Source organism: Microbacterium meiriae (assembly GCF_025143875.1).
Classification (GTDB): domain Bacteria; phylum Actinomycetota; class Actinomycetes; order Actinomycetales; family Microbacteriaceae; genus Microbacterium; species Microbacterium meiriae.
Genome location: NZ_JAMBDU010000005.1, coordinates 162,922 through 171,491, shown reverse-complemented (window position 1 = coordinate 171,491; position 8,570 = coordinate 162,922). Strand labels below are relative to the sequence as shown.

The following is an 8,570-nucleotide window of genomic DNA, read 5'->3' as shown; positions in this document are numbered from 1 at the left end:
GGCGGGGCCCCCCCCCCCATGCGCCGCCCCCCACCAGCCATTTTTCATCTGCCCACACCAGCACGAGGATGGCTGCCTCCTCGGTCTTCGCTTCGCCGCTCTCGGGCGATGACGGCAGCTCCATCACGGCCATGTCTCCATAGCGATCCACGAGAACCGCATCCTTCCGACCGGCCATCTCGGCAGCGACGGGCGTGATCCCCGCGGAACCGGCCGCGACGGCAGCGGCGCACACCGCGTCGTCGCGTGCCTCGCACTCGACGATCTGCGCGAGGAGTGCCGGGAGAGCGCCTGTCGGATCGTCGGCCTTCGGCGGCGCCGCGGACGCGGACGGTGAAGGAGCAGGTGTCGGCGCAGTCCGCCTGGCAGGGCCCGCTCCCTCAGGACGGTCAGCGGACGGAGGAGTGCTCCCCGCTGCCCCGACCGCGGGATCGTCTCCGTCGCTCGGCCACAGCAGACCCGCGAGGAGCACCGCCGCCGCGCACGCGCCGGCCACGATGAGAACCCGCCTGCGCCGGGAACCCGTCTCCCCTCCGCCCGCCGGCGGCCGTACCCTGATGGTCCGCCGATCGAGGGGAGGTCGCGCCCCGCTGACGACTCGATCGCGGAGGGCGAGCAGGCCGGCGAACGCCCGTACCGAGCCCCCTTTGACCGGACTCTCTTCCCGCATCCGACGCTCCCGCAGCCGTGCGCGGGTGACGGGTTCGGTGCGGACTCGTCGCACCGCACCGGAGACACCACCTTCCGTGGGCGCCGCCCGGTCCTCGGCAGCCTCTTCCAGTGGTCGTGGTGCTGCGATCTCCAAGAGGTCGCTCTCTGCGTCCTCGAGCAATCGCCGGGGCACCCGGCGCTGTGCTGCGGCCGAGCGAACGCGATCGCGGGTGCGGTCGAGGACCCGGGCCATCGTCTTGTCGGTGCACTCCGCGCGTAGCCGGTCCACGATCACCAGGACGGCGGTCGACGCGTCCTGACCGAGCCCCAGCACGAAGACCGGCCGGCCCCCGTCGGTGAGCCACCATGTCCCGTGCATGTCCACCGCCGACGCGGGCCCCAGCTCCGCCAGTCCACGCAGAAGACTCACGACCACCGTGCTGACCTCCCCCGATGGCAACCCGCCCCGCCGGAGCCGCCGATCCACGTAGGCCTCCAGGCGCTCGGTGCACCAGGGCAGAAGGACGTCGTGTCCGTCCGCGCGGCGGATCATGTCCACCGGCGCGGCGATGTGCTGGGTGCCCGCATATCGGCAGCCCGCCCAACCAGCGAGGCTCTCGGCCTCGACGCGCACGACCGGACCGTCCGGCGAGGTGACGAGCGCACCGCGAAAGGGCCCCTCAGCAGAGTCGAGGTGTCGGATCGTACGGTGTGCCTGGGGAAGCACGGCCTGCTCGCGGGGGGCACTCTCACGCGCTGGTGTCATGCGATCCATCCCACCCGACCCGCGGGACGCACCGTCCGAACTCGTTGCTCGGGGACGAGATCCCGTGGCGGGTCGGATTGTGCAGGAGAGATCGCGCACACGCTCTCCGCTGCACGCGAACGGCGGCATCGCACGGCCTTCGGACTCGGTAGGCTGGTCTCCATGGCAAAGCGTGCTCCTGAACCCGAGAAGCGTCCTGGGTTCTTCTCCCAGATCAAGTCCCTCTTCCGGTTCACGCGCGAGGCCTATCCCTGGCTCCCCTGGGCGCAGGCCGCGATCCTCATCGGCGGCGTGCTGCTCGGCCTCCTGGCCGGCTACCTGATCCCGCCGTTCCAGGTGTGGACGCTCGTCCTCTGGGCCATCACGGGCTTGATGCTCGGCGTCCTCGGCGCGCTGTTCCTCATGACCCGGCTGTCGACCTCGGCCATGTACACGAAGATCGACGGCATGCCCGGTGCGACCGGCCACGTGCTCAGCACGAGCCTCGGTCGCCGGTGGCAGGCCTCCGAGACCCCGGTGGGCATCAACCCGAAGACGCAGGAGGCGGTGTACCGGACGGTCGGCCGCGGCGGCATCGTCGTCGTCGGCGAGGGCGCCCGCGGACGCCTCACCCGACTCGTGAACGAGGAGCGCAGCCGTGCGCAGCGCGTCGCTCACGGCGTGCCGATCACGGTGCTCTACGTCGGGCACGGCGAGGACGAGGTGCCCATCGCCGACCTCGCGAAGACCATCAAGAAGCTCCCGAAGGCCATCGACAAGTCCACGATGGCGGCCGTCATCCGCCGCATCGACTCGGTCTCGCAGTCGCTGTCGTCGCTTCCCATCCCGAAGGGGATCGACCCGACGAAGGTGCGCGCGCAGCGTCCGCGCTGACCCGCTCCCCCGGACCGCGAAGCGCGGCCGCCCTCACCGAGGGCGGCCGCGCTTCTCTCATTCCGAGAGCGGCTGCTTGGGCAGGCGGCGCACCTTCGCGCGGCGACGACGACGTTCGGGGATCATCGAGCGCATCTCATCGAGCTTTCCGAAGCAGAACAGGCGGTCGTCGGGCTCGAGCACCACATGCTTGCGCGGGTTCGGGATGACACTGACCCCCCGGTGCAGGGTGAGCACCGTGATGTCGCGCTCCCACAGGCCCGCCTCCCCCAGCGTCTTGCCGACCAGGTCGGCGGCGCCGTGGACCATTAGTTCGGCGACGCCGTAGCCGGTGGAGACGGTGAGGCGCTGCCGGACGTCGATCTCCGGGAAGGCGACCTGACCGGCGATGTAGTCGATGATCGCGCCCGCGACGTCGAGCTTGGTCGCGGTCTCGATACCCTGCAGGCCCGGGGAGGAGTTGACCTCCATCACCAGGGGTCCCTCGTCCCCCTCCAGCATGTCCACGCCGGCGACGCGGAGTCCCATGATCTGGGCCGACCGCACGGCAGCCCGTTCGTAGACCGGGTCGAGCTCGATCGCCTCGACCGAGCCGCCACGGTGCACGTTGGAACGGAACTCGTCTCCCGCTGCCGATCGGCGCATCGCGGCGACGACGCGGTCCCCGACGACGAGCGCGCGGATGTCGCGGCCCCGGCTCTCGGCGATGAACTTCTGGATGAGCACGTTCTGCTTGGTCGAGTGGAGCGTCTCGATGATGGCCTCAGCGACCTTCACCTGCGGCGCGAGGATGACGCCGATTCCCTGGGTGCCCTCGAGCAGCTTGATCACCACGGGAGCGCCGCCGACGCGCTCGATCGCCGGCCGCACGTCCGCGCGGTTGCGGACGAAGGCCGTCGGCGGCATCGCGATGTTGTGCCGGGAGAGGATCTGGTTCGCCCGGAGCTTGTCGCGCGCGCTCGAGATGCCGTTCGCCGTGTTCGGGGTGTAGACATCCATCTGCTCGAACTGTCGCACCACCGCGGTACCGAAGTACGTGATCGAGTTGCCGATGCGTGGCAGGATCGCGTCGTAGTCGCTGAGCTGCCGACCACGGTAGTGCAGGTCGGGTTCGTCGGAGGTCAGGTCGATCGCGAAGCGCAGGGTATTCAGCACCTTCACGTTGTGCCCTCGCTGCAGTGCGGCCGCGCGGAGGCGTTGGGTGGAGTACGCCTGCGGCGCACGGGACAGCACTGCGATCTTCACGGGGGATTTCCTGCCAGGATGTATCAGGTGAGTAGGTCTACCCATTCAAACACCCTTACGGGGTGGCGCGAGTGGGTGAGCCTGCCCGATCTCGGAGTCGACTGGATCAAAGCCAAGATCGACACCGGCGCCCGCACTTCGTCCCTGCACGCGTTCGACATCCAGGAGTTCGAGCGCGATGACGAGCCCTGGGTGCGGTTCCGTGTGAAGCCCTGGCAGGACAGCCAGGAGGATGCCGTCGTCGTCGAGTCCCCCATCCACGACCGGCGGGCCGTCCGGAGCTCCTCCGGCCACGCGCAGGAACGTCTCGTCGTGCAGCTGATGATCCGTCTCGTCGACCGAGAGGTGCTCGCCGAGGTCACGCTGAGCAACCGGGACGAGATGGGTTTCCGGATGCTGATCGGCCGCGAAGCGTTGCGTCGCGGGTACGTCGTCGACCCCGCGCGCTCGTTCCTCGGCGGCAGGGCACCCCGCGAAGCACGCCGTCGCAACCGCGGCCGCGACTGAGCCTCAGGCGCGGATGAGGACCGTGCCCACAGCCTTGTCGTGGAGACCGCGCTGATCCGGGTCCCACACGACGGCCGGGATCACGACGAGGAGAAGCAGCGTGCGCACGATCGGGCGCCACAGACCGACCCATCCGCCGTCGAGACGGACGACGCGCATGCCGAGGATGCGGTGCCCTGGGCTGCCGCCGGCGGTCGGGATGAAGAGGATCTGCACGACGCCGAAGATGAGCAGCGTGGCGAACGGGTCGTACTGGAAGAACGCGACGGAGAGGATGACGGCTGCCGTCCAGTCGATCGCGAGGGCCCCGATCCGACGTCCAGGGCGACCGATGCTCCCCGGTCCGGACTCCGGGAGTCCGAGTCGCTCACCGGGGTACGTGTTCACAGCATCCGTCACCCCTCCAGCCTACCGAGGCTGTGGATGCCCTCCGATCCTGCTCACGCTGTAACACGGACGAAACAAAGCGGATACCGTGGAGAAATCCCCCGTCCGTACTGTGCAAAGTGGCCCCGAAGCCATCGATCCGCATCACAGGAGTCGTACATGTTCAAAGATTCGTCCGAGGTACTGGCCTACATCAAGGAGAACGACGTCAAATTCCTTGACATCCGTTTCACCGACCTCCCTGGTGTGCAGCAGCACTTCAACATCCCTGCGGCGACGGTCGACGAGGCCTTCTTCACGGACGGACAGCTGTTCGACGGCTCCTCCATCCGTGGCTTCGCCAGCATCCACGAGTCGGACATGCAGCTGATCCCGGATGTGACGACGGCGTACATCGACCCCTTCCGCGAGGCGAGCACCCTCGTGATGATCTTCGACATCTACAACCCGCGCACCGGCGAGATCTACTCGAAGGACCCGCGTCAGGTCGCGAAGAAGGCGGAGAAGTACCTCACCTCCACCGGCATCGCCGACACCGCGTTCTTCGCCCCCGAGGCCGAGTTCTACATCTTCGACGACGTGCGCTACTCCGTCACTGCCGGCGAGAGCTTCTACAAGGTCGACTCCGAGGAGGCCGCGTGGAACACCGGCCGCGAGGAGGAGGGCGGGAACCTCGCCAACAAGACCCCGTACAAGGGCGGCTACTTCCCCGTCAGCCCGGTCGACAAGACGGCCGACCTGCGCGACGACATCACCCTCAAGCTCATCGATGCGGGCTTCATCCTCGAGCGCTCCCACCACGAGGTGGGAACGGCCGGCCAGCAGGAGATCAACTACCGCTTCGACACCATGGTGCACGCGGCCGACGACATCCTGAAGTTCAAGTACATCGTCAAGAACACCGCCGAGGAGTGGGGCAAGGTCGCCACCTTCATGCCGAAGCCGCTGTACGGCGACAACGGCTCGGGCATGCACACCCACCAGTCGCTGTGGAGCGACGGCAAGCCGCTCTTCTACGACGAGGCCGGCTACGGTCAGCTCAGCGACATCGCGCGGTGGTACATCGGCGGCATCCTGGCCCACGCGCCGGCGCTGCTCGCCTTCACCAACCCGACGCTGAACAGCTACCACCGTCTGGTCAAGGGCTTCGAGGCGCCGGTCAACCTGGTCTACTCGGCCGGCAACCGCTCCGCCGCGATCCGCATCCCGATCACGGGCTCGAACCCGAAGGCCAAGCGCATCGAGTTCCGCGCCCCCGACGCCTCCGGCAACCCGTACCTCGCCTTCGCCGCGCAGCTCATGGCGGGCCTCGACGGCATCAAGAACCGGATCGAGCCGCACGAGCCCGTCGACAAGGACCTCTACGAGCTTCCGCCTGAGGAGGCCAAGAACATCCCGCAGGTGCCGAACTCCCTGCTGGACTCGCTCGAGGCGCTCCGTGCCGACCACCAGTTCCTCCTCGAGGGCGGCGTGTTCACCGAGGAGCTCATCGAGACCTGGATCTCCTACAAGTACGAGAACGAGATCCTGCCGATCGCTCAGCGCCCGCACCCGTTCGAGTACGAGCTGTACTTCGGAGTCTGAGCCGAACGCAGATCGCGAAAGAGTCCGTCCCCATCCGGGGGCGGGCTCTTTCGCTGCATCGGAACCGTGAGGCTACGGCAGCCCTACCCCCACGTACTCATTTGGGGTTACTTCCTACGCATATTCAGACATTTCGCTATGCTCTGACCCTGTCTTCACCTATGCTCGATCCCGCCGCCGGGGGCTCGCAGGAAGAGGGCGGCATGTCGCAGGATTATGAGGTCGACACGGATGTGTTGCAGGCGATGGCGGCGAAGACGCGGCGCATCATCGCAGACGTCGGGGCGACCGACCTCACCCCGCCGACGAGCGCCGGCCACGAGTGGGTGGTCGCAGCCTCTGAGCGGTTCGCCGAAACCTGGTCTGCGGGCCTCGCAGCGCGGGTGACGGACTCCGACGATTTCACCGAACGTCTGGCGACGACGGCCCGGGTCTTCGATGAGGGGACGGATGCCGCGAAGGCCGAGGTCGACGCGATGATCTGGGAAGAGTGATCGGGCTCGGGCAGACCCGCTCCGCCACCGCCCTCATCCCTGGCTCACCCGGCGAGGTCAGGCAGACGGCCGAGGGGTGGAAGGCACACGGCGTGGCTGCGGCACGGGTGCACGACCAGCTCGCGTCGCTCGCCGATGAGGGCACCTGGACGGGCGAGGCCTACGACGCGTACCTGACGCGCTTCGATCGTCAGTTGCTGCACTGGTCGAACGCCGGCGACGGGCTCCGCGAGGGCGCTCACGCCCTGTTCACCTGGGCGGATGCGCTGGAGTGGGCGCAGGAGGAAGCCGCGCGCGCCATCACTCTCTGGGACGAGGCCGAGCAGCAGGCCGCCACGGCACTGGCCGCGCACCGCGCTTACGTCCGCGAGCTTCGGGTCGGGCAGGGCCTTCGGCACCCGGAGGTGGAGGTGCCATTCGTCGACCCGTCCGGTCCCGCGCATGAACAGGCCAGAGCGGTGCTGTTCAACGCCCGGGCGACGCTGGATGTCTTCGCCCGAGACTGCGCAGTCCGGTTGGACCAGGCCGCAGAGGCCGCGCGCATGCCGCTCACCGAGGCTGAGGCCGCGACCGCAGCCCAGCATGCCGTCACCGAGGCGGTGTTCACGCTCGCTGTCGTGCAGCCGTTCCAGGCCACGATGGACATGCTCGCCGCCTCCGCGCGGACGCTGCGGGAGCACCTGGACATCGTCCTCGAACTCCTCGGCGGAGCCGCCCTGGTCATCGGCGGCGGGGCCATGATGGGCGGCAGCGGAGCGGTCGCCGTAACCGGCGTCGGCACCGTCCCTGGGGGTGGTCTGGCCTGGGCTGGCGCCCGCGTAGCCGCGGCCGGCCTGACCGCAGCCGGACACGCTGCCGGCAGGTGGGCGAACGAGTCCGCTCAGAATGCTCCTGAGCGCCCCGCCCCACACCCCACGCACGGCGGACGGAACGTGCTCGGCCAGTACAACGGCGACGGCCAACGCCCCTGGGTCGACACAGAAAAGATCGGACTCGATCGTGTCGCCGAGGACACCGGCAAGGACGTTATCCGCAACAAGATCCGCGCGACCATCCAGGGGTATCACCACAATCCCCAAGCGACCTCAGACCAAGCTCGCTATTACGATGGCTTCATCGAGAACGCCGACGGGACGTACACCGGCATCGAGATCAAGGGCGGCACGGGCAGCCGCGATGCAGCCCAACGTGGCTTCGATGCCACCGTGAGCCCCGAACGACCAGCGACCGCCACCCTGAATGGGGAGAGAATCACAATCACTCGAGTAATTCTGGAGACCGTGAAATGAGTCAACCGACACATATCCGTCAGATCAATGACGATACTCGCGGCGCACTGGTCGATTACTTCCGGCCGTACCAGGAACAGATCCAGTTCTCGCTGCGTCAGCTCAACGGGTCCTCAACATGGGCATGGAGCCTGTGGCGCGCCCCGGAGGGCGCGGACCTTCTGGACAGCATCCCCTTCAGCGAGGAGTACATCCAGTGTGCCGGGACAGCGGAAGCCCTTGTGATCGAGGTCCGCTATGTCGACCCGGACGGCACCGCGCATCAGTATGTCGTCGGGCGTCCGGGCGCGGACATGTCCGGCGAGCCCACCGAGGTCATCCACTGGGATGACGGACGCCATTCCACCACCGTGTATCCCAACGAGGTGTTCACGGCCGACGAAGCAGCGGTGATCTTCTACACCTACTTCCTCACCGATAAAGTCGCCCAGCCCTACACGCTCCGCGAGATTGACATGAGCGTCCCCGACCCCACGGAGGACGACGCGACATGAGAGCCGCGGTCCGTCACGACGCGATCGCCGACACCGTCGCGCAGCTCGCTGCGTTCTCGGGGAGAGAGGAGACTGCGGTGACCTCAAGCAGGACGCACGGCCAGCAGTTCACGAGCGGTCAGATGGGGTGGATCACAGAGAACAGGCGCCCCGTCGCAGATCACTTGCGCCTCATGCTCGGCCGCTTGGACGGCGTGAGCGAGTTCACGTACAGCATCTGGCGTGGCGCGGACCCGTCTAGCATCATCGGATCCAGAAGCCTCTGACCGACTCCTTCATC

General features: G+C 67.8%; 10 protein-coding genes. 7 read left to right on the top strand and 3 right to left on the bottom strand.

Translation table 11 applies throughout. The annotated features are described in order from the left end of the window. Nucleotides 1–1,285 (bottom strand): hypothetical protein (locus M4D53_RS05340; protein WP_259952469.1); only part of this gene is annotated, 1,285 nt, incomplete at its 3' end. 294 nt (nt 1,286–1,579) lie between these two features. On the opposite strand from M4D53_RS05340, the gene M4D53_RS05335 reads away from it, so the two are divergent. Further along, nucleotides 1,580–2,290, top strand: a complete 711-nt coding sequence (locus M4D53_RS05335; RefSeq protein WP_259952468.1) for a DUF4191 family protein — start codon at nt 1,580–1,582, stop codon at nt 2,288–2,290. A 57-nt stretch (nt 2,291–2,347) separates the two neighbouring features. Here the strand turns inward: M4D53_RS05335 and M4D53_RS05330 are convergent, their stop codons facing one another. Further along, nucleotides 2,348–3,535: a RimK family alpha-L-glutamate ligase gene (locus M4D53_RS05330; RefSeq protein ID WP_060923121.1), complete on the bottom strand. Its 1,188-nt coding sequence runs from the start codon at nt 3,533–3,535 to the stop codon at nt 2,348–2,350. 18 nt (nt 3,536–3,553) lie between these two features. Here M4D53_RS05330 and M4D53_RS05325 point away from each other — a divergent pair, with 18 nt between their 5' ends. Beyond that, complete coding sequence (locus tag M4D53_RS05325) at nt 3,554–4,042, top strand: ATP-dependent zinc protease family protein (RefSeq protein WP_187661579.1); 489 nt, start codon at nt 3,554–3,556, stop codon at nt 4,040–4,042. A 3-nt stretch (nt 4,043–4,045) separates the two neighbouring features. On the opposite strand, the gene M4D53_RS05320 is transcribed toward M4D53_RS05325, so the two are convergent. Beyond that, entirely contained in the window at nt 4,046–4,441 is a 396-nt protein-coding gene (locus M4D53_RS05320; RefSeq protein ID WP_232089029.1) for an RDD family protein, read from the bottom strand. A 147-nt stretch (nt 4,442–4,588) separates the two neighbouring features. On the opposite strand from M4D53_RS05320, the gene glnA reads away from it, so the two are divergent. The 5 genes from glnA to M4D53_RS05295 all read left to right on the top strand — a co-directional run bounded on the left by glnA (nt 4,589) and on the right by M4D53_RS05295 (nt 8,556). Next, complete coding sequence (glnA, locus tag M4D53_RS05315) at nt 4,589–6,013, top strand: type I glutamate--ammonia ligase (RefSeq protein WP_187661580.1); 1,425 nt, start codon at nt 4,589–4,591, stop codon at nt 6,011–6,013. A gap of 203 nt (nt 6,014–6,216) precedes the next feature. After that, the gene (locus M4D53_RS05310; protein WP_259952459.1) at nt 6,217–6,507 is read left to right on the top strand and encodes a hypothetical protein; all 291 of its coding nucleotides are present in this window, start codon (nt 6,217–6,219) and stop codon (nt 6,505–6,507) included. Next, entirely contained in the window at nt 6,504–7,796 is a 1,293-nt protein-coding gene (locus tag M4D53_RS05305) for a putative T7SS-secreted protein (protein ID WP_396818118.1), read from the top strand. Before M4D53_RS05310 ends, M4D53_RS05305 begins: the two co-directional genes overlap by 4 nt. Then, nucleotides 7,793–8,290, top strand: a complete 498-nt coding sequence (locus tag M4D53_RS05300) for a hypothetical protein (RefSeq protein ID WP_259952456.1) — start codon at nt 7,793–7,795, stop codon at nt 8,288–8,290. Before M4D53_RS05305 ends, M4D53_RS05300 begins: the two co-directional genes overlap by 4 nt. Continuing rightward, nucleotides 8,287–8,556 (top strand): hypothetical protein, encoded by a 270-nt coding sequence (locus tag M4D53_RS05295; protein ID WP_259952455.1) that lies wholly within the window; start codon nt 8,287–8,289, stop codon nt 8,554–8,556. Before M4D53_RS05300 ends, M4D53_RS05295 begins: the two co-directional genes overlap by 4 nt. Nucleotides 8,557–8,570 lie beyond the last annotated feature (14 nt).